This window comes from Corynebacterium singulare (genome assembly GCF_000833575.1).
Lineage (GTDB): Bacteria > Actinomycetota > Actinomycetes > Mycobacteriales > Mycobacteriaceae > Corynebacterium > Corynebacterium singulare.
In genome coordinates this window covers 2,379,616-2,405,223 of record NZ_CP010827.1, presented here as the reverse complement: position 1 = coordinate 2,405,223, position 25,608 = coordinate 2,379,616, and the positions used below count along the sequence as shown (strand labels likewise).

General features: G+C 60.6%; 25 protein-coding genes and 1 tRNA gene. 14 read left to right on the top strand and 12 right to left on the bottom strand.

Going from position 1 to position 25,608, the window contains the following annotated elements:
- Positions 1–20 precede the first annotated feature (20 nt).
- The 8 genes from CSING_RS11150 (at position 21) to CSING_RS11120 (ending at position 7,244) form a co-directional block, all read left to right on the top strand.
- Positions 21–221, top strand: a complete 201-nt coding sequence (locus tag CSING_RS11150; RefSeq protein ID WP_042532302.1) for a hypothetical protein — start codon at positions 21–23, stop codon at positions 219–221.
- The gene (locus CSING_RS13025; RefSeq protein ID WP_052471422.1) at positions 222–956 is read left to right on the top strand and encodes a hypothetical protein; all 735 of its coding nucleotides are present in this window, start codon (positions 222–224) and stop codon (positions 954–956) included.
- A 33-nt stretch (positions 957–989) separates the two neighbouring features.
- Positions 990–2,396, top strand: coding sequence for a cysteine--tRNA ligase (gene cysS, locus CSING_RS11140; protein ID WP_042532300.1), 1,407 nt, complete (start codon positions 990–992; stop codon positions 2,394–2,396).
- Positions 2,397–2,451: 55 nt separating this feature from the next.
- Complete coding sequence (rlmB, locus tag CSING_RS11135) at positions 2,452–3,399, top strand: 23S rRNA (guanosine(2251)-2'-O)-methyltransferase RlmB (RefSeq protein WP_042532298.1); 948 nt, start codon at positions 2,452–2,454, stop codon at positions 3,397–3,399.
- Between the two features lie 303 nt (positions 3,400–3,702).
- Positions 3,703–4,002: a lactococcin 972 family bacteriocin gene (locus CSING_RS13395; RefSeq protein ID WP_321969366.1), complete on the top strand. Its 300-nt coding sequence runs from the start codon at positions 3,703–3,705 to the stop codon at positions 4,000–4,002.
- A 6-nt stretch (positions 4,003–4,008) separates the two neighbouring features.
- Entirely contained in the window at positions 4,009–5,994 is a 1,986-nt protein-coding gene (locus tag CSING_RS11130; protein WP_042532296.1) for a hypothetical protein, read from the top strand.
- Between the two features lie 3 nt (positions 5,995–5,997).
- Positions 5,998–6,624, top strand: a complete 627-nt coding sequence (gene ccmA / locus CSING_RS11125) for a heme ABC exporter ATP-binding protein CcmA (RefSeq protein ID WP_042532294.1) — start codon at positions 5,998–6,000, stop codon at positions 6,622–6,624.
- A 143-nt stretch (positions 6,625–6,767) separates the two neighbouring features.
- A complete protein-coding gene (locus CSING_RS11120) occupies positions 6,768–7,244 on the top strand; it encodes a helix-turn-helix domain-containing protein (RefSeq protein ID WP_144403140.1) in 477 nt (158 codons plus the stop codon).
- 142 nt (positions 7,245–7,386) lie between these two features.
- Here CSING_RS11120 and CSING_RS11115 read toward each other — a convergent pair whose 3' ends face one another.
- The 4 genes from CSING_RS11115 to CSING_RS11100 are packed head-to-tail and all read right to left on the bottom strand — an operon-like array spanning position 7,387 to position 10,968.
- Entirely contained in the window at positions 7,387–8,187 is an 801-nt protein-coding gene (locus CSING_RS11115) for an alpha/beta hydrolase family esterase (RefSeq protein ID WP_042532290.1), read from the bottom strand.
- An 11-nt stretch (positions 8,188–8,198) separates the two neighbouring features.
- Positions 8,199–9,152 (bottom strand): metal ABC transporter permease, encoded by a 954-nt coding sequence (locus CSING_RS11110; protein ID WP_186302162.1) that lies wholly within the window; start codon positions 9,150–9,152, stop codon positions 8,199–8,201.
- A complete protein-coding gene (locus CSING_RS11105; RefSeq protein ID WP_042532286.1) occupies positions 9,130–9,831 on the bottom strand; it encodes a metal ABC transporter ATP-binding protein in 702 nt (233 codons plus the stop codon). Before CSING_RS11105 ends, CSING_RS11110 begins: the two co-directional genes overlap by 23 nt.
- A complete protein-coding gene (locus CSING_RS11100) occupies positions 9,832–10,968 on the bottom strand; it encodes a metal ABC transporter solute-binding protein, Zn/Mn family (protein ID WP_042532284.1) in 1,137 nt (378 codons plus the stop codon).
- Positions 10,969–11,041: 73 nt separating this feature from the next.
- Here CSING_RS11100 and CSING_RS11095 point away from each other — a divergent pair, with 73 nt between their 5' ends.
- The gene (locus CSING_RS11095; protein ID WP_042532282.1) at positions 11,042–12,166 is read left to right on the top strand and encodes a LacI family DNA-binding transcriptional regulator; all 1,125 of its coding nucleotides are present in this window, start codon (positions 11,042–11,044) and stop codon (positions 12,164–12,166) included.
- Here the strand turns inward: CSING_RS11095 and otsB are convergent.
- The 5 genes from otsB to thrE are packed head-to-tail and all read right to left on the bottom strand — an operon-like array spanning position 12,163 to position 16,912.
- On the bottom strand, positions 12,163–12,906 hold the full coding sequence (otsB, locus tag CSING_RS11090) for a trehalose-phosphatase (protein WP_042532280.1): 744 nt from the start codon (positions 12,904–12,906) through the stop codon (positions 12,163–12,165). The two genes, CSING_RS11095 and otsB, sit on opposite strands and share 4 nt — an antisense overlap.
- 16 nt (positions 12,907–12,922) lie before the next feature.
- Positions 12,923–13,423, bottom strand: coding sequence for a hypothetical protein (locus tag CSING_RS11085; protein ID WP_042532278.1), 501 nt, complete (start codon positions 13,421–13,423; stop codon positions 12,923–12,925).
- Complete coding sequence (locus CSING_RS11080; protein ID WP_042532276.1) at positions 13,423–14,835, bottom strand: alpha,alpha-trehalose-phosphate synthase (UDP-forming); 1,413 nt, start codon at positions 14,833–14,835, stop codon at positions 13,423–13,425. The genes CSING_RS11085 and CSING_RS11080 overlap by 1 nt, the downstream gene beginning before the upstream one ends.
- A gap of 2 nt (positions 14,836–14,837) precedes the next feature.
- Positions 14,838–15,185, bottom strand: coding sequence for a hypothetical protein (locus CSING_RS11075; RefSeq protein ID WP_042532274.1), 348 nt, complete (start codon positions 15,183–15,185; stop codon positions 14,838–14,840).
- 50 nt (positions 15,186–15,235) lie between these two features.
- Positions 15,236–16,912, bottom strand: a complete 1,677-nt coding sequence (gene thrE / locus CSING_RS11070) for a threonine/serine exporter ThrE (protein ID WP_042532272.1) — start codon at positions 16,910–16,912, stop codon at positions 15,236–15,238.
- Between the two features lie 185 nt (positions 16,913–17,097).
- Between thrE and CSING_RS11065 the strand changes: the two genes are divergently transcribed.
- Positions 17,098–17,170, top strand: a tRNA-Thr gene (locus tag CSING_RS11065).
- 20 nt (positions 17,171–17,190) lie between these two features.
- Here CSING_RS11065 and CSING_RS11060 read toward each other — a convergent pair.
- Both CSING_RS11060 and CSING_RS11055 read right to left on the bottom strand, forming a co-directional pair.
- Positions 17,191–17,718, bottom strand: a complete 528-nt coding sequence (locus CSING_RS11060; protein WP_042532270.1) for a TetR/AcrR family transcriptional regulator — start codon at positions 17,716–17,718, stop codon at positions 17,191–17,193.
- On the bottom strand, positions 17,702–19,213 hold the full coding sequence (locus CSING_RS11055) for an MFS transporter (RefSeq protein WP_042532268.1): 1,512 nt from the start codon (positions 19,211–19,213) through the stop codon (positions 17,702–17,704). The genes CSING_RS11060 and CSING_RS11055 overlap by 17 nt, the downstream gene beginning before the upstream one ends.
- A 169-nt stretch (positions 19,214–19,382) precedes the next feature.
- Here CSING_RS11055 and CSING_RS11050 point away from each other — a divergent pair, with 169 nt between their 5' ends.
- On the top strand, positions 19,383–21,128 hold the full coding sequence (locus CSING_RS11050) for a pyruvate dehydrogenase (RefSeq protein WP_042532265.1): 1,746 nt from the start codon (positions 19,383–19,385) through the stop codon (positions 21,126–21,128).
- Positions 21,129–21,163: 35 nt separating this feature from the next.
- On the opposite strand, the gene CSING_RS11045 is transcribed toward CSING_RS11050, so the two are convergent.
- On the bottom strand, positions 21,164–22,453 hold the full coding sequence (locus CSING_RS11045) for an MFS transporter (RefSeq protein ID WP_407637930.1): 1,290 nt from the start codon (positions 22,451–22,453) through the stop codon (positions 21,164–21,166).
- A gap of 79 nt (positions 22,454–22,532) precedes the next feature.
- Here CSING_RS11045 and CSING_RS11040 point away from each other — a divergent pair, with 79 nt between their 5' ends.
- The 3 genes from CSING_RS11040 to CSING_RS11030 all read left to right on the top strand — a co-directional run bounded on the left by CSING_RS11040 (position 22,533) and on the right by CSING_RS11030 (position 25,606).
- The gene (locus CSING_RS11040) at positions 22,533–23,306 is read left to right on the top strand and encodes a MerR family transcriptional regulator (protein ID WP_042532260.1); all 774 of its coding nucleotides are present in this window, start codon (positions 22,533–22,535) and stop codon (positions 23,304–23,306) included.
- Between the two features lie 144 nt (positions 23,307–23,450).
- The gene (locus CSING_RS11035; RefSeq protein ID WP_042532258.1) at positions 23,451–24,155 is read left to right on the top strand and encodes a response regulator transcription factor; all 705 of its coding nucleotides are present in this window, start codon (positions 23,451–23,453) and stop codon (positions 24,153–24,155) included.
- Between the two features lie 2 nt (positions 24,156–24,157).
- Positions 24,158–25,606: a sensor histidine kinase gene (locus tag CSING_RS11030; RefSeq protein WP_042532256.1), complete on the top strand. Its 1,449-nt coding sequence runs from the start codon at positions 24,158–24,160 to the stop codon at positions 25,604–25,606.
- Positions 25,607–25,608 lie beyond the last annotated feature (2 nt).

Here is a 25,608-nt window from a genome sequence, read left to right as displayed (position 1 = left end):
TCGAGGGAGAGGAGGCTGCCGTGGCATTGACAATGCGAATTATAAATACCGAGGCCCTGCGGGCTCGGTATGGGGAACTCCTGCATGCCTTAGAAGTAGCCATTGGGGCGAACCTTAGTTCTGAAGATCTGCGCATGCTCGCAGAATCCGGCCGTTTTTCCACGGAAGAGCGCGACCTTTATGACGAACTCCGTCGCGTAGAGCTGATGCTTGAACGCTAAATGACGGTGCGCATGGGGGGACTAGGGCAACATCTGACAGCAGAATTTTTTAACTGGGTGCATGCCGTGCATGTGAAGGTTTTGCCCCTCAATGAAGATTCCGATATCCGCGTGTGGACAGATCTCAATCCAGACGATGGCACTGGATTGTTAGAACTTCACGCACCGTTGGTCTACGGGGTAGGAAGTCAGGGAGGCGATCGGTTTTCCTACAGCGACCTTTTCGAATCCGTTGTTCGCTTTCACACGTCCCTGTCGCCCGATGAATCATCTCTCAGCGTGAAGTCGAGCAAATTCGAGCTGCGTGTAGGAACAGCCCCAGGCGTTCGTTTCGAATATGAGCGAGAGAATCGTACTGCTCCGACGGCCCACATTCACCACTCAGGGGTGGCCGGACTGTTGAGTCCCGCACTAATGAAGAACTTTTCTGGGGTGAAGAACCCTCGAAAGAAGGGCCGAATTGAGGATATACATTTTCCTATTGGCGGCCGTCGGTTCCGGGTATCCCTGGAGGAATATTTTTTCTTTCTTTTTATGGAGTGTGGCTTTCGTTCACGTCCCGGTTGGAAAAGCTTTCTTGAGCAGAGCCGAGAAAAGTGGCTCGATGATCAGTTGCGCGGAGCGGTAGCCGATAATCAAGAGGTTGCTGCGCAAGTACTACGAGAAATGGGCTACACCGTCGAAAGGAAAGGCACGGCACCTAGTGCTGAGGCGCGGGGGCATCGGCCATGGTGAATTCCCACCGGAGGGTCAATTAGACTAGTCGGCGTGAGTACTTTGCGCATTTTTGATACCGCCACCCGCACCCAACGCGACTTTGAGCCGGTTCGCCCCGGCCATGCCTCGATTTATCTCTGTGGTGCCACTCCGCAATCCCAGCCGCACATCGGCCACCTGCGCTCCGGCGTGGCCTTTGATATTCTGCGTCGCTGGCTTCTGGCGCAGGGCTATGACGTGGCACTCGTGCGCAACGTGACGGACATTGATGACAAGATTCTGACAAAGGCCGCAGAAAACAACCGCCCGTGGTGGGAGTGGGTATCCACCTACGAGCGCGAATTCACCAAGGCCTACAACACCTTGGGTGTGCTGCCGCCGTCCGTGGAGCCGCGCGCGACGGGCTTTGTCACGCAGATGGTGGAGTACATGCAGCGGCTTATCGACGCCGGATTCGCTTACGCTGTGCCCGGCGAGGGTGATGCAGGTTCCGTCTATTTCGACGTTGCCGCGTGGAATGCCGCCGAGGGCTCTGACTATGGTGCGCTGTCCGGAAACCGTGTCGAGGAGATGGAGCAGGGCGAGTCGGAGGCCGAAGGCAAGCGTAGCCCGCAGGATTTTGCGCTGTGGAAGGCCGCCAAGCCGGGCGAGCCGTCCTGGCCCACCCCGTGGGGTAGGGGCCGCCCCGGTTGGCACCTGGAGTGCTCGGCTATGTCCACCTACTACTTGGGCAGCGAGTTTGATATTCACTGTGGCGGCCTCGATCTGCAGTTCCCGCATCACGAGAACGAGATTGCCCAGTCTCATGCAGCTGGTGACAAGTTTGCCAACTACTGGATGCACAACCACTGGGTCACCATGTCCGGTGAGAAGATGTCGAAGTCCCTGGGCAACGTGCTCTCCATCGCCAACATGCTGGAGATTGTTCGCCCAGTAGAGCTGCGCTACTACTTGGGCTCCGCGCACTACCGCTCCGTACTCGAGTACTCTGAGTCAGCTCTGACCGAGGCCGCCGCGGGCTACCGCCGCATTGAGGAATTCGTGGCCAAGTTCGAGGGCGTCGAGAAGGGAGAGTGGACCCCGGCTTTTGAGGAAGCCATGAATGATGACATCGCCGTGCCGAAGGCGCTGGCAGAAATCCACACCACGGTGCGTGCAGGAAATAAGGCCCTTGCTGAAGGCCGCCGGGAGGAGGCCGAGCGCCTCGCCGGAGCAGTGCGTGCCATGGCTGCGGTTCTTGGCTTTGATCCGTGCGATGAACAGTGGAAAGATGGTGGCGAAACACGCGGCGCTGACGCGGCATTGGACGTTCTGGTCCAGGCTGAGCTGGAACGCCGTACCACCGCCCGCGCAGAGAAGGACTGGGCTACTGCAGACGCTGTGCGCGACCGCCTGACGGCTGCGGGCATTACTATCACCGATACCGCCGACGGCCCCACCTGGTCCCTGGCGGACTAACCGTCCTTTGGCTAGGCCAAGGACAACAGGCCAAGGACAACAAAGGAGAAAAACTATGGCACGCACCCACGGCCGCGGTGGCGCGGGTATTCGTAAGAGCAACAAGAAAGGCGCCACCAAAGGCTCCGGCGGTCAGCGCCGCAAGGGCCTGGTAGGCAAGGGGCCGACGCCCAAGGCAGAGGACCGCGTTTACCACGCTAAGCACAAGGCGAAGCTGGAGCGCGAGCGCCGCAACTCTGGTCGCCACCAGAAGGAGACCGCGGAGATGGTTGTGGGCCGCAACCCGGTCATCGAGTGCCTGCACGCTAAGGTGCCGGCCACCTCGCTCTACATCGTGCAGGGCACGCGCAACGACGCCCGCCTGTCAGAGGCCGTGGCCATGTGCAATACTCGCAACATCCCTATCCTTGAGGTGCAGCGCCACGAGATGGATCGCATGACCGGCAACGGCATGCACCAGGGCATTGGCCTGCAGATTCCGCCCTACAAGTATGCCGAGGTCCACGATCTCATGGACCGTGCCCGCGATGCCCAAGAGCCGGGCATGTTTGTCATCCTCGACAACATCACCGACCCGCGCAACCTCGGCGCCGTCATTCGCTCTGTCGCGGCCTTTGGCGGCCACGGCGTCATCATCCCGGAGCGCCGTTCGGCCTCCGTTACCGCGGTGGCTTGGCGCACCTCGGCCGGTACTGCGGCTCGTTTGCCGGTGGCTCGCGTGACCAACGTGACCCGCACGGTGCAGGATTTCCAGAAGGCCGGTTACCAGGTCGTGGGCCTCGACGCGGGCGGCGAGCACACGCTCGACACCTACACGGGTGGCAAGGATCCCGTGGTCATCGTCATCGGCTCTGAGGGAAAGGGCATCTCCCGCTTGGTCCGCGAGAACTGTGACGTCATCATGTCCATCCCGATGACCGCGTGGGTCGAATCCTTAAACGCATCCGTTGCTGCGGGTGCAGTGCTTTCGGAGTTTGCTCGGCAGCGTCGCGCTGCGAAGTAACAAGTAATTTGGAAGGCGTCGCGTTGTGTGGCGCCTTTTTGTTTGCCTCCAATGTGTCTGCTGGGCAGCTCCCGCCGTCCTGGTCGCAAATGTCCAGGGCTGGAAACCCAGACCACCTGTTCGCATTTTCACGCGCTTGCCGACGCCCTGCAATCCACCAGAGAGCTGCGGATTGAGGCCTGGATATTTGCGCGGAGTTGATGAATCTGCGAAAGGTAACTTTTGACACTTGAATGCGGTTTAGGGGCAGCGTATATCTTTCAGTAGCGCGCGCTATAAGTTCGGATTCTTCTCAAGAAAGGAATGCTTATGAAAGTGAGCATGTCTAAGCGAGCAGTTTCAGGAACTCTCGCAGGTTTGTTGGCGTTGGGTGGTACAGGTGTTGCTGGGGCCACGATTGTAAATATCGATGGCGGCACGTGGGACTACGGTACGGGTAGTGGCCAAGTTTGGTCGCACTACTTTCACAATGGGGTGCGGCACGGTTCAACTGCTGTTGGTACCTTCAAGTCGGATAGCGGTTGCGTCAACAAAAACACTTGGTCACGAGCAACAGCTCCCAAGAAGCCCTCTGGAAATAAGTCCTATTACCGACACTGCTAAGGCTCGATGAAAACTTCAGTCAGACTACTAACCGTAGGGATTTTGCTCTCTACGGTTATTAGCGCATTCATTGCCTTTGTCGGAGCCAGCCTCTTATCGACTCTGGATTATCGGCTTGGCAACGAGTTTGTCCAGATCGAAGACTTCAAACCTGACAGTCACACAGAAACACTGTTTCCTGAGCTTTCTGAATTTGCAGGGGACTCAGGATTTGACGTATCGATTTATTACTCCTCGCTAGCTGATTCGGATGGTGAGCTGCGAATCTACTCCTCGGCTCTGCCTTCAGGTGTAGCTAGCTTTGAGTCTCAAAAGTTTCAGAGAGGCGAAAAGCTTGTTTGGTATCCATTGTCGGAAATTCCGACTAAGGAACCGCGCCAAGTTTTTAACATTAAAGGATCGGAAAACGACGCTCGAGACCTAACGACATGGTTGGAGGAGCGCGGGTATTCCGTGATAGGGCTCCAGAACTTGACTTGGAGTTTCGTCATGACTTCGTCGCTGCCTTTGTTGGTCGCGGCTGCTTTTCTACTCGCGCTCGTGTTGGGTGGCGGGCACTGCCTAGTGCGGGCTCGCGAAATCGGCATTCACAGACTTTTGGGGCTAAAGCTATCGCAGACGCTAAGGCTTGATGTAACGCGGCTTGCCAAGCAAACATGGCTACCATTTTTTCTTGCGATCATTTTTATTGCGGCGGCATTGTATCTTTACAACGACTGGGCAGAAGCGACGTTGTTTTGGGCCTTTTTCGGCGTTTCTGTGTTGCTCCAATGGGTCGGTTTGGCGCTGGGCTATGTGCTCGGGCAGTTATTGGTTCGAAATATTTCGATCCCGCAGGCCATCAAAGGCAAGGTTCGGGCGCGTCCAATTACCTACGCACTGTATGCTGTCCGGCTATTGGCACTCTTGACGAGCCTGACGGCACTTTCGCAGATGGTTGATACCGGTGCTGAGGTGTCCGCGCGAGAGGAATTGCAACCGTATTGGAGCGGACATGCCAATGAGCAAGAGTTTGCCCTGAGCTCGAATATCACTCCGGATGAAAAAGAACAGGCTGCAGCTGCAGCGCCCTTGCGTCAGGCGGACCGCGAAGGAAAGCTACTCTTAGCGGATCCTTTTTGGCTTACCTGGCCGACTCAACTGGAAGCCCCGGTTATTCTCAGCAACCATCGGTTCGCCGTTCAAGCTGGTGTTTCCCCTTCTGAAGAAGACGTAACCGTTTGTGCTCCCGTTGCCCTCAGTGAAGAATCCAAACAGACGATTATTGACTCCGTTGCATTTGAAGCCGAACTCGCGAAGAAGAAAGTTCCAGATTTTAACTGGAAAGAGGATTGTTCGCTTGGGCAAGTCTTTTCCTATGACGTTGAGCTGCGGCCAGTAATTAATGACCCCATTGTGGTCTCGTTACCAGTGGGGCTTGAAGCTATCGGTGACCGGAATTTACTCGCGAAAGCCTCGCAGAAAGTCCTCCTTGCCATCGAGCCAACTGTCGTTGGTGAGCTGAAAGATGGGACGGTGGGCAAGGTGCTTGCCACGGCACAACCGCATGCTGATTCCTGGCGATCGTCCCTTGAGGAAGCCAAAGATCAATTCAGCCTTTGGTCGTTAAATACGGTCGTAGCGATATTACTGGTTTCCTTGTTAATCGTCGCGGGGCTTTTCAGTTTCCAGGTGGCGTTCCGGCGAGAGCTCTATGTTTCCTTCATTTGTGGGCGCAGCCCGTGGAAGATGTGCAGGAAGATTCTGCTGGCCGAGCTATTCTTTTTCGTTACCACCATCGGCTGGGTTTTGTATCGTTTGCGCGAGCATAAGGAACAACTGGAATCGCACTATCCATCAACGTGGTCGATGGGGTTTGAAAACAGGTGGTCCACGGCAACCGTTCTTGCTGTCGTCGCATTTTCGATCGTGTGGATGTGTATTTCAATCGGTTTGACCTGGTGGATTAGTGCGCGAAATCAAATGCGCTGGACAGACAGCGAGGGAAATTAGGATATGGAAATTCAGGTTGAAGACCTTCACTACAGTGTGAAGGGAAAAATGATTCTTTCCGGCCTTACGCGGTCTTTTGCGGCTGGCCGGGTGACTGCATTAACCGGTGTCTCCGGAAGTGGGAAAACCACCCTGTTGAACCTCTTGGGCGGTCTGATCTCGCCGGACAAAGGCTCAATCATGTGGGATGGAAACAACATTGCATCGCTATCGGCAGGTCGACTGCGCAAGTATCGACGCGAATGCGTTGGGTATCTTTTTCAAGATTACGGCTTGGTTCCTGACCTCACCGTTGTCGACAACGTGAAGCTCGCAGCCAGTAACGTTTCGCGCCGTGCTTTCGACGAGGCGCTAGACAGCGCTTTGGCGCAGGTTGGTTTACGCGGCTATGAAAAGCGTGTGGTCAGCGGCTTGTCGGGCGGCGAACAACAACGAGTAGCCTTGGCGAGGATCCTCGTTTCCAAGCCCAAAATCGTATTGGCGGACGAGCCAACCGGTGCGCTTGACGAGGACAATGCTCAGCTGGTTGTTGAACACCTTCGTGCTTTCGCTGACCAAGGCGCCGTTGTCGTCGTCGCGACGCATTCCAAGCATGTAGCCGACCAAGCAGACTGCGAGGTAACGCTTTAGTGTGGCGATTGAAATACTCGGATATGCCGTGTCTGCTCGCTGGCATCCGAGACGATGAGCAACCGATACTCGATGAGCTAAGACGCTACTTCCTCTGGCCCCAGGTTGAATGTGCGTCCACTCAAAGGGAGCTGCTGAATGCATTGTCTCGCTCACAGGAGCAATTGCTGGTGTTGTGCGAGCGCAAAGACTCGGCGACCTGGGTATGGGATATACAAGAGTTAAAGAGCAGCGATTTCATTTACTTGGTGGATTATTCACAGCATTCGCGTGAGAAGCTTCAAAAGGCAATCAATTTGGGCGCGTCTGCACATTGTGTGGTTACCCGGGAAGCTCGCTCCGGCCATGGGGGCCTCAAATTAAGTTGTTGCTTCGATATAAACGGCGTAGCTGTTGGGACAATGCCTGAACCAGATATGCAGCGAAACCTCGAGCGACTATCCGCAATTCAGCTTCGAATTCTAAACGGAATTGTATGTGGGCACTCAAATAATGGCATCGCGGAAGAAACACATCTTTCTGTGCCGATGATCAAGAAAATAGTTTCCCAGCTGCTTGACATCTTTGCTGCAGAGAACAGAGTCCAGTTAGCCATCAAAACCTTACCCGCTATGGGTTGAGCTGCCAATCCTGTTGCAAATTCCCAGGGCAGGAAAACCAGACCTCCTGTTCGCATTTTCACGCGCTTGCCGACGCCCTGCAATCCACCAGAGAGCTGCATTTCCAGGGCTGGGTAGGTGGTGGGGGAGGCGAGCCGCGGGGCTAAAAGCCGAAGAAGTCCTCCACCACCTGGGCTGCGATGAAGCTATCGGTATTCGGGCCCAAGCGCGCGTCGAGCCCGTTGCCCGAGGGGATGACGTGGCCCACGCCTTCCATGGTCCACAGTTCGACGGGGTTGTCACCTTCCCAGGAGTGCAAAGACACATCAGAAAACGGGCGGGTTACCTTGGCCTTAGAGCAACCGTTCATCGTGGCGAAGCGCTGCGCAGTCCACAACGCGGAAGTAACCTCGCCGCGGGAGCTATTCGCGAGGCCAGCTTGGCCGCCTTCATAAGGCGCTAGCGGGTCCGCAGTGCCGTGCATCATGAGAATTGGGGTGGGCTTATAGCCCTCGGGATTAGACGGCGCATGGTTAGCGCCGCTGCCCATCGTCGAGGCGAAGATGCAGGCGCCGTCGAGGAAGCCGGGGGCGTCGAAAAGCAGGCGTATTACCATCTGCCCACCGTTGGAATAACCGCAGGCGTAGGTGCGCTGCGTGCCGTATTCCTCCTGCACGGTGGCGGCGACGTGCTGGAGAAAGGCGACGTCGTCAATGCCAAGCTCACGGGCCTTGACCGGCAGTACCCCGCGGGCGTCGTTGAAGTGCCTATCCACACCGTCGGGGTAGACAACCACCGTGCCCGTGCGGGCGGCGAGCTCATCAAAAGTGCCGTTTGTAAAGCGCCGCATCACGCTGCCATTTTGCAGCGAACCGTGGAGGAAAAGCAGCTGGTTCGGGCCGGGATCTTCCGGCGCGACGACGGTGTATTTACGCTTGAATCCCTGAAATTCCACGATGGTCATGGAACAAAAGTTTAGTCGGGGTGGGCGCAGTGCTCGTCGTGGGTGCTGGTGTGGTGCTTTTCCGAATCGCTGCGGCCCTCGAAGTGAGCTTTGGTGACGCGGGCGGCGGCGATGTCGTCGCGAACCGCGCGGCGGTTGCGTAGCCAGCCGATTAGACGGCAAACCAGGTAAATGACAAAAGAAATAGTGGTCACGAAGACCGACACCGGCAGGCCCGGCGCTAGCGACAGAATAAACCCTCCCACGGCGGAGACCTCCGCGAAGATGGTTGCCCACACCACCGCGCGCAGCGGGGAGGAGGTAATCTGCACCGCCGCCGCGCCGGGTGTGATGAGCAAAGCCATGACGAGCAGCGAGCCGACGATCTGCACCGACTGCGCGGCGGTCAAACCGACAAGAACTGCGAAGACCACGGAGAGGGCTTTCACCGGCACGCCCGCTGCCTGCGCCATGACAGGGTCCGCGGAGGCAAAAAGAAGCGGGCGCCACAAAATAGTAACGGCTGCGACAATGATGACGGTCGTCGCCGCCAGCAGCCACACGGACGCCGAAGATACACCGACGATTTGTCCGGTCAGCAGCGTCATAGCGGTGTTGGCGTTGCCAGGGTAGAGGTGCAGGAATAACACCGACAAGCCTAGGCCAAAGCTCATGACCACGCCGATGGCGCTGTCCTGTTGGCCTTTGAGGCCGAGCACCGCCAGAATGATGGCGGCGACGATGGCGCCGGCAATCGCGCCGAAGCCGATGTTCAGTCCGAACAACAGCGCTGCGGCCGCACCCATGAGCGCGAGCTCCGAGGTGGCATGCACGGAAAAAGACATCTGGCGCAGCACAATTAAGGAGGTCATCACGCCAGAAAGGATGCCCAGGAGTGCGCAGGCGATGAGTGCATCCTGTACGAAATCGACGCCCAGCAAATACTGAGTATCCTCGAGGAACTTAGACAACGATGAGCCTCCCATCGACGTTGAGGACCTTCACGGACGAGCCGTACAGCTCCGAGAGCACCTCCGAGCGCATGACCTCATCCACCGTGCCGAACATGTGCCCGTTGGGCGCGAGGTAGAGCACCTTGTCCACCACACCCAGCACGGGATTGATGCCGTGGGTGACGAAGAGGATGGAGGTGCCGCGTTCGTGACGCCACGCATTGAGCTTCTCGACGGTCGCCTGCTGCCTTCCCGGGTCCAGCGACAGCAGCGGCTCATCGGCAAGGATGAGTTCTGGGTCGTTGGCGAGGGCTTGCGCCTGGCGGATGAGCTGCTGCTGGCCGCCGGAGAGCTGGCCCACGCGCCGATCCGCTATGCCCGTTGCGCCGACTTCCTCCAGCAGTGCGTCGACGCGGTGGTGGGGTGGGCGGCGGCGTCGGAAAGCGCCGTGTGCCAAGGAGAGGGACACGAGGTCGCGGGCGCGCAGCGGGAGGTCAGCGGGGAACATGCGCTGTTGGGGGATGAAGCCCACGCGACAATCGACGTCCACCGTGCCCGTCGTGAGCTTCCGCGTTCCCAGGATGGTGCCGAGCAACGTCGACTTGCCCACGCCGTTGGGCCCTAAAACGGCGATGAACTCGCCGCGGTCCACGGCGAGATTCAGCTCCGACCACAGTGGTTCCACTGCAGCATTGTGAAAGGAGACGAGCACTTATGCAGCCTCGAGAGCGCTGACGGCTTCCTCGTAGTAGTCAAGGAAGTTGGTGTTCTCCGGCGGGGTCTCTCCAATCTCGACGACCGGGATGTCCTTGTCCTCGGCGGCCTGTCGGATGCGCTGGGTCATGTCGGTTTCGGTTTGCGGGTTGAAGATGAGCAGGTCCACCTCGCCGTTGGTGATGGCCTCGAGGAAGCTCGCTAGGTCAGCGGCACTCGGCTCGCCCTCGGCAACGGTGGCCTTGCGGTAGCCCTCCGGGGTGACGTCGGTGCTGTCGGTGTACTTCATGATGTAGTCCGCAATCGGCTCGGTCTGCGCGTAGTTCTTCGTGGGCAGCTTCTCGACGCGCGCCTTAATCTTCTCCACCCTCTTCAGCAGCGGGTTCGCGGTTGCCTTGGCATCCGGGTTGGTCTTGTTGACCATGGCCGCGACCTCGGTGGCGACTTTCTCGATGGCGGCGGCGTCGTACCAGACGTGCTCATTGCCTTCGATGTTGGTGATCTTCTCCGGGTGCTCGGCGGCGATCTTCTTGGCCTCGTCCATGCTGACGTGCTCGTCGCTATGCGCGTGCTCGTGCTCGTGGCCTTCTTCGTGCTCGTGTTCGTGGCCTTCTTCGTGCGCGTGCTCGTGCTCGTGGCCCTCTTCGTGCGCGTGTTCGTGCTCGTGGCCTTCTTCGTGCGCGTGCTCATGATCATGACCCTCGTGGTCGTGGTCGTGGTTGTGCTCGGTCAGCGGAAGGGCGTGGATGATGTTGTCCTGGTTCTTCACCGCCTGGTAGAGCCAGGCGTCGTAGCCGCCGCCACCGGCGATGATGACATCGGCTTCGTTGGCCTTGGCAATGTCGGCAGCTGTTGGCTCGAAGTGGTGAGGGTCTACGCCGTTGCCGGTGACAATGGCCTCGACGTCGACATTGACGTCAGTCTTCGCGGTGTCCACCACTGCCTGCGCTACGTCGGCCCAGATGGAGGTCGAGGCGACGACGTGGATGGTGTCATTTTCCGCGTCTGCGCCATCAGAACCGTTGGCATTGTCGCTGCTGGAGGAACAAGCGGTCAGCGATGCGCAGCCAAGGGTGGCGGCGAAGAGGAGGGCGGTGGGGCGGCGCCAAGCGCGGCGTGAGAGGGGTGTAGTCATGTTGCCCATTCTAACGCGTTAGTGAAAAACGTTGTCAAATGATAATGAGTTGAAAAAGGGTAAGGTAACCGGCATGTCCACTCGCAGCACGACGCTGGCCTCTCTCGCCGCCGAACTCGGGGTCTCCCGCACCACGGTGTCTAACGCTTACAACCGCCCTGACCAACTGGCGCCGGCCACCCGCGAGCGCATCCTCGCTGCGGCCGCTGCGCGCGGCTACACGGGTCCAGACCCCACCGCACGCAGTCTGCGCACACGCCGCCAGGGCTCGGTGGGGGTTCTGCTTACCGAGCACCTGTCCTACGCCTTCGAAGACATGGCTTCGGTGGATTTTCTCGCGGGCATGGCGGAGGCCTCCGCGGGCGCAAGCACCACGCTCACGCTCATCCCGGCAGGTCCCGACACGGTGGGCGCGCCTGACGACGCCCACGCGGCCCAACTCGTTGGCTCAGCCGCGGTGGACGGGTTCGTGGTGTACTCCGTTGCTGCGGGTGATGCCTACCTTGAGGCCGTGCGGCGCCGCGGTCTGCCCGTCGTGGTGTGTGATCAGCCCACGGATTCCGGCTTGCCCTTCGTCGGCATCGATGACCGCGCCGCGATAGCACTGGCGGCGCGAGCACTTGTTCGCGCCTCCCATACCCGCATTGGCATCCTTGCCATCCGCCTGCACCGCGAGCGCCTCGACGGTGTGGTCTCGCCGGAGCAACTCGCAGAGGCCGATATGCACGTCCAGCGCTCGCGCGTGGTGGGAGCTCTCGACGTCTTTGCGGACGCGGGCCTGCCGCCGGAGTCGATTCCGGTGGTTACCCGCCACATCAATGATGCCCGCACGGCCTATGCGGCAGCGGAGGAATTGTTGAACGCGCACCCAGAGCTCACCGCGGTGTTGTGCACCACGGACTCGATGGCGCTCGGCGTCCTGGCCTATGCCCGTGACCACGGCATCGCAGTCCCCGAGCAGCTCTCCGTCACTGGCTTCGACGGCATTGCCCCAGCACTGGCCGTGGGCTTGAGCACCGTTGTGCAGCCCAATAAGGCGAAGGGCGCCGCAGCCGGACACATGCTGGCTGACCTCATCGACCGCGCCGCCAGTGAACCCGCTCCCCGCGCTGCCTCAGTCAAGAGAGAGGAGTCGCCGCGGAAGGTCCTGCGCACGAGCTTCCATGAGGGCCGCACGGTCGCGCCGCCGAACGTCTAGTGCAGTGCTCTGCCGCGGGCAGTGGCGAGCTGCTCGAGGAAATCCGACACCGCGGCGATGTCGGGCACGCGGTGTGCGGCCTGGGTTGCGCCTTCGCCGACCTTCACGCCGAGGTCCGGCGGCTGGTTGAGCACGGCAAAGCCATCTTCGTCGGTGGTGTCGTCCCCGAGGAACACCACCGCCGTGGCGCCGACACGCTCCCGCAGGCCCGCAATCCAGGTGCCTTTCGTCGCCTGCGTGGCGGAGAATTCGACGACACATTTGCCGGTTGTCTTGGGGTAACCATCCGCGCTCAACGCCGCGCCCTCCTCATAAGCAGCAGCCGCGGCGGCAGGGTCCTGTAGCTCCAAAGCACGCAGATGCAGCACGCGCTGGAAGGGCTTGACCTCCAGTTCCGCGCCGGGATGGCGGGCAATGATCTCCTTGATCTCGGCTTCCTTCCGTGCCAGGTGCGCTTCCATTTCTGGGGTGAGGGAGGAGTCCTCCCACGAAGATTCCGCGCCATGCGAGCCTCCCATGAGTACCGGCTCGCGCAGGGGGCACACACGCTTGAGGCCGTCCAGGTGGCGGCCGGACAACACCGCCACCGTGGTGTTCGGCAATTGCGCCAGGGCCGCGAGGGCGTCGAGGGAGCGCTGCTCCGGCGTTACGGCATAAGGGCTGCGAGCAAAACCCGCCAGCGTGCCATCGAAATCGGAGACCACCGCAAGGTGCTGTGTTGAGGCAAGAGCATTGATCATGCTCCCAACCCTAGTGCTACAGCGAGGCCATGCGGATGATGGGTGAATCCACCTTGTCTGTGCGCAACGTCAGCACGAGTTGATTGTTCTGGTTGAGTGTGAAATCAAACTCATGGCCTTGCGCGATGAGGCTGCGCAGCAGTTTGTCTGCCCACTGTGCTGAGCCCGTGCATTCCTCACCCGCGGCTACCGACTCATAGTCGACCTTCTCCACGAGCATGCCGTCGGCATCCCAAATCGTGGAATCCTTCTCACCCTCGGTGAAGGACACCTCAGCGGTAAACGGCACACAGCCCGTCGAGCCCACCACCGTGTGCTCGCCAAAGCTCATGTGCGGTACCTGTGCTGTGTCCGGCGCAATTGCTGAGCGTGCCTCCGGCGTGGTGTACAGGTTGGTGACTTGCCACTGCTTGCCCACGATGAGGTCGTCTCCCCGTGGGGCGGGAGCGTCATCGGAGGAGCACCCGGGGAGCGTGGCTAGGCACAGCACCGCTGCCATTACTGCCAACTTGCGCATTACGCCTCCTCCTCCAGCGCGCCGAGGAAGGACTCTGACCACAGCACGATGTCATGTTCGTGCACCTGGCGGTGCATCGCCTGCATGTGTTCGCGCATGAGCTCTGGGGACTCATCGAGCGCCTTGACCGCGGAGAGCAGAGCGCGCTTAATAGATTCGATATCGAAAGGATTACACAGGTTGGCCTGCGTCAGCTCCGCCGCAGCACCAGCAAACTCGGATAGCACCAGCGCGCCCGAGCCGTCGCCATGACTGGCCACATACTCCTTGGCCACGAGATTCATGCCGTCCTTAAACGGCGTCACCAGCATGACATCCGCCAGACGGTAGTAGCGGCGCAGTACGTCCTTCGGCACCGAGCGGTGCTGGTAGTGGACAACCGGCTGGCCCAGCTGGCTGAAGCGCCCATTGATGCGGCCCACGGCCTCTTCCACCTTGGACCGCGTGGCGCGGTAATGGTCGATGCGCTCGCGCGACGGTGTTGCCAGTTGCACCAGCGTTACCTCCGCCGGATCCAGCGCACCGGTCTCCAGCAGCTCCTCAAACGCGGTGAGGCGCTGCAGGATGCCCTTCGTATAATCCAGGCGGTCTACACCCAAAATGATGCGTTTGGGGTCGCCCAATTCGGCGCGGAGCTTGGCCGTGTCTCCCTCATCGGCCCCTTCATCCTCCGCCGCGATCGAAATGGGGAAGGCGCCCACGCCTACGGAATGGCCGCTGCTCGTTGTGATGCGGGCAGTGACCTTCCGGGTGCTGACCTCGCCCTCGACGCTCAGGCCCTGGGTGCGGGCGAGCTCGAGGAAGTTGCGGGCGTTGGATTCGAGGTGGAAGCCGATCAGGTTGGCGTCGAGAAGCCCGCGCACCAACTCCTCACGCCACGGCAACTGGCGGAAGAGATCCGGTGAGGGAAAGGGAATATGCAAGAAGAAGCCGATGGTGAGGTCTGGGCGCAGCTGGCGCAGGATGCCGGGGACGAGCTGAAGCTGGTAATCCTGAACCCAGACCGTGGCATTCTCGGCCGCGACGGCGGCGACTTCGTTGGCAAAACGCAGGTTAACCTCGCGGTAGGCATCCCACCAGTCGCGGTTATACACCGGCGTGACGATGAGGTCGTGGTAGAGAGGCCATAGCGTGGCATTGGAAAAGCCCTCATAGAAGGCCTCATAGTCGTCCTGGGTGAGGCGCACCGGGTGGAGCAGGACGCCGTTGTCGGTGGTGAAGGGCTCCGGAGCCGCATCGGCTACACCAGGCCAGCCCACCCAGCAGCCCTGGTGTTCCTCCAGAATCGGGGAAAGTGCGGTGACGAGGCCACCGGGGGAGGCCTTCCACGTGCGGGTGCCGTCCAGGTTCGTCTCCAGATCCACCGGCAGGCGGTTGGCCACGACAACGAAGCTATTGGTGCGCCCAGGCATCTTTAGGCCTTCTTGGTGGACTTCTTAGTCGCCTTCTTGGTGGATTTCTTGGTCGACTTCTTAGCGGCCTTCTTCGTAGCCTTTTTGGTGGATTTCTTGGTCGACTTCTTAGCGGCCTTCTTCGTAGCCTTCTTGGAGGCCTTCTTTGGCGCGGCATCTTCCTGCTCGGCCAGAACCTTGCGGTGAACCAAGCCCTCAGGCTCGACGCCCAGCATCGACATGAGCGTCACGCCGTCCAGGAAATCCTCGGCGTAGGTGGCGACGACGCGGCGCGCGGCGCGGGCGGTCTCTTCCTCGACGGCATGAGTCTGGTCAGCGGCAGGCTGAGTATCTGTGACCTTGGGTGGCACGGAGTCCTCCTGGGGTGAAGTGTGAAAGCTTTCAGACGGGTTATTCTACGCTATTGCTCGGCTGATGGGGTGGTCGGGGCATCCTTGCCCGGCACCGTGTAGGTGGGGCGCTGCGCGGGGAATTGAGTGGTGGCCGGCCACATGTCCGTAACCGCGTCGCCCTGCTGGAAGCGGGCCTGCTGGGCTGGTGTGGGCGGCTTGGGCCCGTACTGCGGCGGTCGGGCGGGCAGATTATGACGCGGGGCAAAGGGGGACATGGGAACACGGGGGATGCGGGCGCGCTGCGCCAGGCGGGTGGCGCGGGAGAAGGAAAAGGTGCCCAGGCGCTTGAAGGCGGTGTAGGGGCGGAAGTACTTCGGGCGGCGCAGGCGGCGCGCCACGCGCTCACCAAAGACCACGCCGGCCGCCAGCGCGCCGGAGATGGCCAAGGCGCTAGCTAGGTTGGTCAGCCCGGTGATGATTTGCTCGTTGAGCATGGCATACATGCCGCGGTACAAGGTCAGGCCCGGCAGCATGGGGGTGTAGCCCACAATCATGGTGATGAGCGGCGGCATCATGTAGCGGCGAGAGAGCAAACCACCGGCCAGGCCCACGGCCACGGCTGAGAATCCCGAGGCCACCACCGTGCCCACACCGAAGGGCACGACCACGAAATAGTAGAAGACCATACCGGCGGCGGCCGTCAGGCCCGAGATGGCGACTTCAGACCACGAGGCGCCCAGTGCTAGCGCAAAGCCCGCAGAGCCGATGCCACCGCACACCACGAGTAGTGGGATCTGGTGGTACACCGGCGGTGCCAGCGTGGCGAGCGGCGGGAGGCTGAAGCCCAGCCAGGAGGCCACCTGGATACCCAGGCCCACGCCGGCGATGATGGCGCCGGTGGACATGAGCGCTTCAAAGAACTTCGCGGAGGACGTCACCGGCGCGCGCGTAATGCCATCCACCAAGCACTGCACCAGCGTCAAGCCCGCTACGAGGACGATGATGCCGGAACCAATGATCTGGGATGGCAACATTTGGATGCCAAAGCGCGCAAACACGTTGTACAGGATGGCTGCCGGCACAACGGCCATGAGGCCGCCCACGAGGTTTTGATAGAACGGCGGCAGGCGGTACTGGGCCAAAAACATGTTCGTGCCCATAATTAGCGCCGAGATGAAAAACGTGACCACACCAACGAGCAGGTCGCCGCCCAGCATCACCGCGATGAAGGCGCCCATGGCGCCCCACGCGCTGACGATGGTTGTCTTGGAATAGGGATTTTCCATTGCCTCGATGTCATCGAGGGCCTTCTCCGCCATGGCGGGCGGCGTGGCGCCTGAGTGGATCGAGCGGATGAGGTGGTCCACGGCCGACAACTTGGTGAAGTCCACGGCGATGCCCGGCGCGACGCGGAAGACGTGCAAGTTACGGCGGTTCGGGCCGGTGCCGATGGCGGTGTGAATCGTGATGGTGTTCATCAGAATCGACACGTGGCAGTAGTGCAGACCGTATGAGGACGCCACGAGGTGAATCTGTGCCTGGGCGTCCGTGTTCGCCGTGCCGGCGGCGATGAGGATCCCGCCGACGCGCGCGGCGATCTCCATAACACCAGTGACCTGCGCCGGGTCGGTGAGATCAACCGGGGCGAGCGGGGAGGGCGGCGGGGCAGCCTTGGCGGCGTCGATGGTGGCGACGTGCGCCGAGCCATAGCGCAAGCGCTGGCGGAGCGTAGAAAGAACAGACACGGAAAAGACAGACCTCAACAACACTTCTGGATTCGGTAAATCAGCACTTTAGTAACTACCGCCGATTTATGCACCTGCCAGTGCTTTTAGTGTGGCGCGGCGCACGATTTTGTGCAGCGTACGCACCTGGCTTTCCGTCTTCGGGGTGGTCTCGGGTACGATTCCCCTAGCGGATTATCCGCGGTGCTGGAGTGGCGCAATTGGTAGCGCAACGCACTTGTAATGCGTAGGTTGCGAGTTCAAGTCTCGTCTCCAGCTCAAATTGCTCGGCGAGTTAATCACTCGGCGAGGTGGGCCAGGGCGACGTCGATAAGCGCGCGGCGCCGAGCCGGCGGCAGGGGGCGTTCGGTGAGATGATCATGCACCCACAGCCCGCTGCCAATCACCGATGCGAGCACGACGGATTCATCCTCCGTGGCGGGGTCCGGCAGCCAGCGCTTGTCGACGCCCCTCCATACCTCCTGAAAGTCCGGATGCGACTGCGAGTGGATGGACATGAGCAGCTCAATGAGCGGATCGTTCTTTCCCATCGATTCAAGTGCTGCGCGGTAGCGCTGGCGTGCGGTTAGTTCATCGGCCGGTTTGCCCCCGGAGAGGTGGACGAGTTCCTCCTCCCAGCGCTCCGCGCACAGCGTGTGACAATCGATGAGGAGCTGGTGGCGAGTGGGGAAGTGATAGATGAGCCCTGACTTGCTCATACCGGTGGCGGTGGACAGGGAATCATAGGTTAGTGCGTGGACGCCGTCCTTCTCGATGATGAGCAGCGCCATCTCCAACGCCTCGACCTTTTTACTCACGCGTGGCATCGGCGCCTCCTGAGGTGGGGTTGTGGCGGAAGCACCAGCCGGTTACTGCAGCAAAGAGCAGCATGACCACGGCAAGCCCAGCGGCGGTGGTGAGGTAGGCGTCGGTATAGGCCCCCGCGGGTGCGGCACCCAGGTCAGGGCTGTGCAAGGCTTCCATGCCCAGCTCTTGGACGTCCTCTGGGAGGCCGCGCTGGAATAACAATGGTACGAGTGACCCGGTTACTGCGATGGACAGCAGCGTGCCGAACTCATAGGAGACCTCTTCCACACCAGCGGCCATGCCGGAGCGCGACGCGGGGGCCGCGCCGATGATGGCGGTGGAGGACACCGACATCACAAGGCCCGCGCCCACGCCGGTGAGGAGGAGACCCGCCAGGTATGCAGCGAAGATGTCGCGGTTGCCGCCCCACACTACGCAGGCGATGCCGGCGGCCATGAAGAGGAAACCTCCGCAGATAATCGGCAAGAAACCCCATCGGTGCAGGTTGGCACCGCCCAGCGCGGACATGGGCAGCGCGGCCAACGCAATGAGGGAGATGATCAGGCCCGCATGCAGCGGCGAGTACTGGTCCACGAGCTGCAGCTTCTGCGTGGTGGTCATCTCTAGTCCCGCCATGCCGAACATCGCACCCGCGGCTGCTAGGACGCCGCCGGTGAAGATGGGGGAACGGAAGATATCGAAGGTAAGAAGCGGTTCCTTGAGCTTGCCTTGGCGGCGGGTAAACAGGATGGCCCCGATGAGGCAGGCGGCCAGGGCGCCGCCAATCAGCGTGGCGTTGAGATGTGAGCTGGCCAGTGACTTAATGACGAGCACGAGTGAGGCCAAGGTCACCAGCGCGTAGAAGGAGGACAGGGCATCCCACTGCTTCGCCGGGTTCGCCACATTCGGTGGGGCAAGAAACGCCGTGAGCACAAGCGCGATGACCACGATGGGGACGTTGACCAAGAAGACCGAGCCCCACCAGAAGTGTTCGAGGAGAAAACCGCCCACCGTGGGGCCGGCCGCCGCGCCGACGACGGCGATGGAACCCCAGATGCCGATCGCAGTGTTGCGCTCAATCTCATCCTCAAAGGTCAGGCGGATGAGCGCAAGGGTTGCGGGCATCATGATGGACGCGCCGAGTCCCAGAAAGGCGCGGGCCGCGACGAGCTCCCACGCGCCGGGGGCGAGGGCGGCGGTCAGCGAGGCGATGCCGAAAATCCACAGACCGATGACAAACATTCGGCGGTGCCCAATCTTATCGCCCAACGTGCCGGTGCCGAGCAGCAGGCCGGCCAGCATGAGCGCGTAGGCATTGATGATCCACAGCTGCTGTAGGGAGGTGGCGTGGAGTTGCTCGGAGAGCTCCGGCAGGGCGGTGTACAGGATCGAGTTGTCCAGCCCGATCATGAGTAGACCGAGGGAGATGACACCAAAGAACGTCCATCGGCGCGGTGCTGAGGAGCGGAGGGCGTCAGTGGCGTCAGTGAGGTCTGTCGTTTGGGCGTCTGTCATGCTGCGAAACTATAGCGAACGGTCGTTATAGTTTCAATCCATGCAGGGCGAGTTGTTGTTGGGGTCACAAAACGACCGTTACGTGAGAATTGAGGTTTAAGGTGGCGAAACCACTCTGATTGGAGCAAAACTGGGACCTGTTCACAACAAAGTTAGAGAGGAAGACAACATGGCACGCACGTATGCCACACAACTTGTTGAGATGCTGGAGGCGCAAGGCGTCGAGCGCATTTATGGCCTGGTGGGTGACTCCCTGAACCCCATCGTCGATGCGGTACGCCGCTCCTCTATCGAGTGGGTCCACGTCCGCAACGAGGAAACCGCTGCCTTCGCTGCAGAGGCTGATTCCCTCACCACCGGCAAGCTCGCTGTCTGCGCTGCTTCTTGTGGCCCGGGTAATACTCACCTTATTCAGGGGCTTTATGACGCCCACCGTAACGGCGCCAAGGTTCTCGCCATTGCTAGCCACATCCCGTCGCGCCAGATTGGTTCGAAGTTCTTCCAGGAGACCCACCCGGAGTCCATCTTCCAGGAGTGCTCCAGCTACTGCGAGATGGTGAACTCGGCTGATCAGGGCGGCGTCGTTCTGCACCACGCCATCCAGAACACCATGGCGGGCAACGGCGTCTCCGTCCTCGTTATCCCAGGCGATGTCTCCATGCAGGAGGCTGAGGATGACACCTTTACCTCTTCGGCTATCTCTGCTGGCCGCCCGATTGTTTTCCCGGACCCGGCTGAGGCAGCCGCGCTGACCCAGGCGATTAATGAGGCTAAAACCGTCGCACTCTTTGTCGGTGCCGGTGTGAAGAATGCCCGCGAGCAGGTCTTGGCCCTTGCGGAGAAGATTAAGGCTCCGATTGGCCACGCCCTCGGCGGCAAGATGTATATCCAGTACGACAACCCCTTTGACGTTGGCATGTCCGGCCTGCTCGGCTACGGTGCTGCCCACGAGGCAACCCACGAAGCAGACCTGCTCATCCTGCTGGGCACCGACTTCCCGTACAACGACTTCCTGCCGGATGCCAACGTGGCGCAGGTCGATATCGACGGCACTCACATCGGTCGCCGCACCCGCATCAAGTACCCGGTGACCGGTGACGTTGCCGCCACCATCGAGAACATCCTGCCGCACGTGGATGAGAAGAAGGATCGCTCCTTCCTCGATAAGATGCTGAAGAAGCACTACGACAAGCTCGAGCATGTCGTCGAGGCCTACACGTCGGGCGTCGAGAAGCACACGCCGATTCACCCGGAGTACATCGCGGATCTCATTGACAAGGAAGCCGACGAGGACGCCATCTTCACCGTCGATACCGGCATGTGCAACGTGTGGGGCGCGCGCTACATCACCGCGAATGGCAAGCGCGAGCAGATTGGTTCCTTCCGCCACGGCACCATGGCCAACGCCCTGCCGATGGCCATTGGCGCTCAGGCTGCGAACCCGGGCCGTCAGGTCATTACCTTCTCTGGTGATGGTGGCCTGTCCATGCTCATGGGTGAGTTGCTCACCGTGAAGCTGCACAACCTGCCGGTGAAGACGGTGGTCTTCAACAATTCTTCCCTCGGCATGGTGAAGCTGGAGATGCTGGTGCAGGGGTTGCCAGAGCATGAGACCGACCACGAACATGTCAACTTCGCCAAGATTGCAGAGGCCGCTGGCATCAAGCACTTCCGCATCGAGGATCCGAAGAACGCGCCGAAGGAGATCAAGAAGGCGCTGGCCTACGATGGGCCTGCGCTTATTGACGTCGTCACTGACCCCAACGCCCTCTCCCTGCCGCCCACACTCACCTTCGAGCAGCTCCTTGGCTTCTCCAAGGCCGCCACCCGCACTGTCTTCGACGGTGGCGTGGGCCAGATGCTCACCATGGCGAAGTCCAACTTGCGCAACATCCCGCGCCCGCAGGACTTCTAAACCCACGGTTCACAGCCAGACCCCGCCTTGAGGCATCACGCCTTAGCGGGGTCTTTGACTGGGATGAGGACAAGGGCTCCCACGAAGAGGACGAGACCGATCGCGAGCACACCGCCGCGGTCGCCTTGACCCATGAGGGAGACAAACACGCCGAAGAGGAAGGGCGTCAGCCACGAGACTGCGCGTCCAGTCGTGGCATACAGCCCAAACATCTCACCCTCGCGCCCTGGCGGGGCCACTCGAGCCAGGAAGCCTCGTGCTGAGGCCTGCGCTGGGCCAACACACAGGCAGAGGATGAGCCCGCAGATCCAGAAAGCCGTGGCGCCTTCGGCGAAGAACATGATCCCGGCCATCGCAGTGAGTGTCACCAGGCAGGCGAGGATGATGGCTTTGGGGCCCACGTGGTCATCAATAAGCCCTCCGGCCACCGCACCCAGCGCGGCCGCAACGTTGGCCGCAACGCCGAATATCAGGACATCACCTGGTGAGAGCCCATACACCGACACTCCCAGCACCGCGCCGAAACTGAATACCGCGGAGAGCCCATCGCGGAAAATGGCGGAGGCGAACAGGAACGCGAAGGCGTTGCGGTCCTCCTCCCAAAGCGAGCGCAGCGTGCGCCACAGCTCGCGATAGGACTGCGCGATACCACCCGTGGTGTCGCCGGAGGGAGCAATCTCCGGAACGCGCAGCAGCACCGGAATCGCGCTGAGCCCGAACCAGAACGCCGCCAGCAGCGCTACCAGCCGAATGTTCCAGCCACCTTCGGTGCTCAGGCCCAGCGCACCACCCTCCCCAGCGACGAAGCCGATATAGCACACAAGCAGCAGGACGATTCCGCCGAAATAGCCCGCGGACCAGCCCAAACCGGACACACGCCCCACCTTGTCCTCCGTGGCCACCTGGTTGAGCTGCGCAAAGTAATTAACCTCCGCAAACTGGATGGTCACGCTTCCCACCGCCAAGCCCAGCAGGCCGAGCCAGAAATACTCGGGTGCGTCGTTGCGAATGAAGAACAGCCCAGCCATGGTGACGAAGGTCAGAAGTGACCAGAAACCCAGCGCCCGGCGCCGTGTGCCTAAGCGATCCGAACGCTGGCCCATGATTGGGGTGACCGCGAAGATGACGAGGCCCGCCACCGCCATGGACCAGGACAGCCACTGCGCCGGGCTAAACCGCGAATCAATCTGTTGGCCCACTGAATCGGTGAGATAGACCGAGAAAATGAACGTCACCAGCACCGCATTGAAGGCGGCAGACCCCCAGTCCCACAGGGCCCACGAGGCGACGGTGAGGCGGTCGGTGCGTTTCGAGGTAGTCATCATGGTTTATTAGCGTAGGAAAAATATCTGCCGTGCGGCGAGAGTTGCACTTAACGCGAGGTGAACTTTTAGGCTCAAGGTCATGCGTAATGACCACAGCATCGGCGACGTGGCTGGAATCTTGAAAGTCACCACCCGCACGCTTCGGCATTGGGACGATATTGGGTTGCTGTGCCCCCAATATCGCACCGCGGGTGATCATCGCCTCTATACCGAAGATGACGTGCAACGAGGGATGGACATTCTGATTTATCGCAGTGTCGGGATTGAGCTAAAGGACATAGCACAACTGGTTGACGCGCCTGCGTCCACCACCCTGGCTCGTCTTCGCGCCCAACGTACAGCGCTACTCAAGCGGCGAGCTGATGTTGATGCAATGGTGAACGCAGTGGAAAGACTGATTGAGGAGACTGAAATGGATAGCAATCTAAGCCCGAGCGAGAAGATACACAATGTTGGTAAGGCCTGGCCGGACCTGCACAACGAAGCCCACCAAAGGTGGGGAAACAGCGAAGAATGGGCACAAAGCACTTCTGTTGCAGAAGAGATGGGTCGAAAGGATTGGGAGGATTTTTCCGTGGACCATGAAGCCTTTGCAGCCAAGCTCGAAGAGGCCGCTGCCGCGGGAGTTGCGGCGGGCAGTGAGGAGGCGAAGGAAATCGTCGATAAGCATCGCTCCCTCATTGCTCAGTGGTATCCCGTGTCGAGGTCCAAGCAGGTAATCCTGGCGCGCATGTACTGCGAAGATCCCCGATTCGATGATACTTACCGTGGAAACGCCGACTACCTACGTCAGCTCATTGAAGCGCAAGCCCAGGCAGAAGGCGTGGATCTGGACAACCTCGCGTGGGACTAACTCTGTTCTTCGTGGTTCACAGCGCGCATACAGACTCCGCTCAGTACCCTGGGAAGGCAGAGTGCCATACTTCTCAGTCTGAATGAGAGATTCCCCGACGCTATCCGGCGTCAGGAGAAGCGGAGAAAGGATTTAAGCGGGACCATGGAGGATTCCAAGGACATCAAGGTGCTCGTCGTTGATGACGAGCCCAATATCGTCGAGCTACTCACCGTCTCCCTGAAGTTCCAGGGGTTTGATGTGTATAGCGCCAACTCCGGCAATGAGGCCTTGCGCATCGCGCGCGACATCAACCCGGATGCCTACATCATGGACGTCATGATGCCGGGCATGGACGGCTTCGAGCTGCTGGGCAAGCTGCGCAGTGAGGGCCTCGACGGACCCGTGCTGTACCTGACCGCTAAGGATTCCGTGGATCAGCGAATTCACGGCCTGACCATCGGAGCGGACGATTACGTTACTAAGCCTTTCAGCCTGGAGGAGGTCATCACCCGCCTGCGCGTCATTCTGCGTCGCGGCAGCGCCACGGAAGGCGCTGATGACGGCGCCACCATGACCTACGCTGACCTCACCCTCAATGATGACACCCACGAGGTCACCAAGGGCGGCGAGATCGTTGAACTGTCGCCCACGGAGTTCAACCTTCTGCGCTACCTCATGCAGAACCGTGAGGTTGTGCTGTCCAAGTCCAAGATTCTGGACAACGTGTGGCACTACGACTTCGGCGGCGACGGCAACGTGGTGGAGTCTTACATTTCTTACCTGCGCCGCAAGATCGACACCGGTGATACCCCGCTGATCCACACGGTGCGCGGCGTGGGTTACGTCCTGCGTATGCCGCGCTCGTAAGCATGAGCGAACCCACCGAGAACATCCAGGCCCCGGACTCCGGGGTCACTCTCGTGCGCGAGAAATCCCAGCGTCGCCGCATTCAGCGCCCCAAGGCCTTGCCGCTGCGCACGTGGTTGCTCGTGCTTATGGTGCTGGTGTCGGGCATTGGCCTAGCGATGTCCTCGTTGGCGGTGTCATCGATTATGCGCAACGTGCTCTACACCCGCGTGGACACTGAGCTCAATGACGCCCTTCATTCCTGGGCCAGCAACCTTGACGAGACCTTCTACACCCAGGACCGCAGCCGCCGCCCACCGACGGATTACGTGGCTATGGCCTATTATCCCAACGGATCCGTGGTCTCTACGGGTCCAACCGCTGCGATTCCGGATGCGCGGGGTGTGTATGTCGGTGGCGAGCCCATGACGGTGCCCTCAACGAAGGGCGATACCGAATGGCGGGCGGTGGCCGCGCTGAACCCGGATGGGTCCGTGGTGGTCGTGGCCAAGGACATGACCACGGAGAATTCCATCCTTAAGGGCTTGGCAATCGTTCAGATCATCATTGCCGCCGTGGTCATGCTCATCATCGCCATCGTCGGCATGTGGTTTATCCACCGAGCCCTGCGGCCCCTGCGGGTGGTGGAGAAGACGGCATCGCAGATCGCGGCAGGTAACTTAGACAAGCGCGTTCCGGAATGGCCGCTGCACACTGAGGTGGGGCAGCTCGCCGCGGCACTGAACGTCATGCTGGGTCGACTACAGAAATCCGTCGTCCACGCGCAGGAGAAGGAGCAGCAGATGCGCCGATTCGTCGGCGATGCCTCCCACGAGCTGCGCACCCCGCTGACCAGCCTGCGCGGCTATACGGAGTTGTATCGTTCGGGCGCGACGAAGGATGCGGAGTTCGTCTTCGGCAAGATTGATGCCGAGTCCAAGCGCATGTCCCTCCTCGTGGAGGACCTCTTGTCCCTGACGCGTGCGGAGGGCTCGCGCCTGGATATGCGTCAGGTGGACATGCTGGAGCTCGTGCTGTCTGTGGGGTCGTCGGCGCGCGCGGCCTTTGCTGGCCGAACCATTAACGTCAACAACGAGGCCACGAGTATCCCCATGGTCGATGGTGACGCGGACCGCCTCCACCAGGTTTTGCTCAACCTGGTGTCCAATGGCATTCGCCATGGTGGCGAGGATGCCGTCGTTACCCTCACGCTTCGGGATGATGAGGAGCACGTGCTTATCGACGTCTCCGATGACGGCAAAGGCATCTCCCCGGAAGATACCTCCCATATTTTCGAACGCTTCTACCGGGCGGATTCCTCACGCACCCGCGACACGGGTGGTTCGGGCCTTGGCTTGGCCATCGTGAAGTCGCTCGTGGAGCAGCACGGCGGCTCGATCTCCGTGGAATCCGAGCTGGGCCGCGGCTCCGTTTTTACCGTGCGCCTGCCCAAGGCGGCAGACGCTGCCTAACG

Coding starts and splice junctions, on each gene's coding strand:
- CSING_RS13025 (WP_052471422.1), top strand. CDS start 222: ATGACGGTGCGCATGGGGGGACTAGGGCAACATCTGACAGCAGAATTT.
- rlmB (WP_042532298.1), top strand. CDS start 2,452: ATGGCACGCACCCACGGCCGCGGTGGCGCGGGTATTCGTAAGAGCAAC.
- CSING_RS13395 (WP_321969366.1), top strand. CDS start 3,703: ATGCTTATGAAAGTGAGCATGTCTAAGCGAGCAGTTTCAGGAACTCTC.
- CSING_RS11130 (WP_042532296.1), top strand. CDS start 4,009: ATGAAAACTTCAGTCAGACTACTAACCGTAGGGATTTTGCTCTCTACG.
- ccmA (WP_042532294.1), top strand. CDS start 5,998: ATGGAAATTCAGGTTGAAGACCTTCACTACAGTGTGAAGGGAAAAATG.
- CSING_RS11115 (WP_042532290.1), bottom strand. CDS start 8,187: ATGACCATCGTGGAATTTCAGGGATTCAAGCGTAAATACACCGTCGTC.
- CSING_RS11110 (WP_186302162.1), bottom strand. CDS start 9,152: ATGGGAGGCTCATCGTTGTCTAAGTTCCTCGAGGATACTCAGTATTTG.
- CSING_RS11100 (WP_042532284.1), bottom strand. CDS start 10,968: ATGACTACACCCCTCTCACGCCGCGCTTGGCGCCGCCCCACCGCCCTC.
- CSING_RS11095 (WP_042532282.1), top strand. CDS start 11,042: ATGTCCACTCGCAGCACGACGCTGGCCTCTCTCGCCGCCGAACTCGGG.
- otsB (WP_042532280.1), bottom strand. CDS start 12,906: ATGATCAATGCTCTTGCCTCAACACAGCACCTTGCGGTGGTCTCCGAT.
- CSING_RS11085 (WP_042532278.1), bottom strand. CDS start 13,423: ATGCGCAAGTTGGCAGTAATGGCAGCGGTGCTGTGCCTAGCCACGCTC.
- CSING_RS11080 (WP_042532276.1), bottom strand. CDS start 14,835: ATGCCTGGGCGCACCAATAGCTTCGTTGTCGTGGCCAACCGCCTGCCG.
- CSING_RS11060 (WP_042532270.1), bottom strand. CDS start 17,718: ATGCCACGCGTGAGTAAAAAGGTCGAGGCGTTGGAGATGGCGCTGCTC.
- CSING_RS11055 (WP_042532268.1), bottom strand. CDS start 19,213: ATGACAGACGCCCAAACGACAGACCTCACTGACGCCACTGACGCCCTC.
- CSING_RS11050 (WP_042532265.1), top strand. CDS start 19,383: ATGGCACGCACGTATGCCACACAACTTGTTGAGATGCTGGAGGCGCAA.
- CSING_RS11045 (WP_407637930.1), bottom strand. CDS start 22,453: ATGATGACTACCTCGAAACGCACCGACCGCCTCACCGTCGCCTCGTGG.
- CSING_RS11040 (WP_042532260.1), top strand. CDS start 22,533: ATGCGTAATGACCACAGCATCGGCGACGTGGCTGGAATCTTGAAAGTC.
- CSING_RS11035 (WP_042532258.1), top strand. CDS start 23,451: ATGGAGGATTCCAAGGACATCAAGGTGCTCGTCGTTGATGACGAGCCC.
- CSING_RS11030 (WP_042532256.1), top strand. CDS start 24,158: ATGAGCGAACCCACCGAGAACATCCAGGCCCCGGACTCCGGGGTCACT.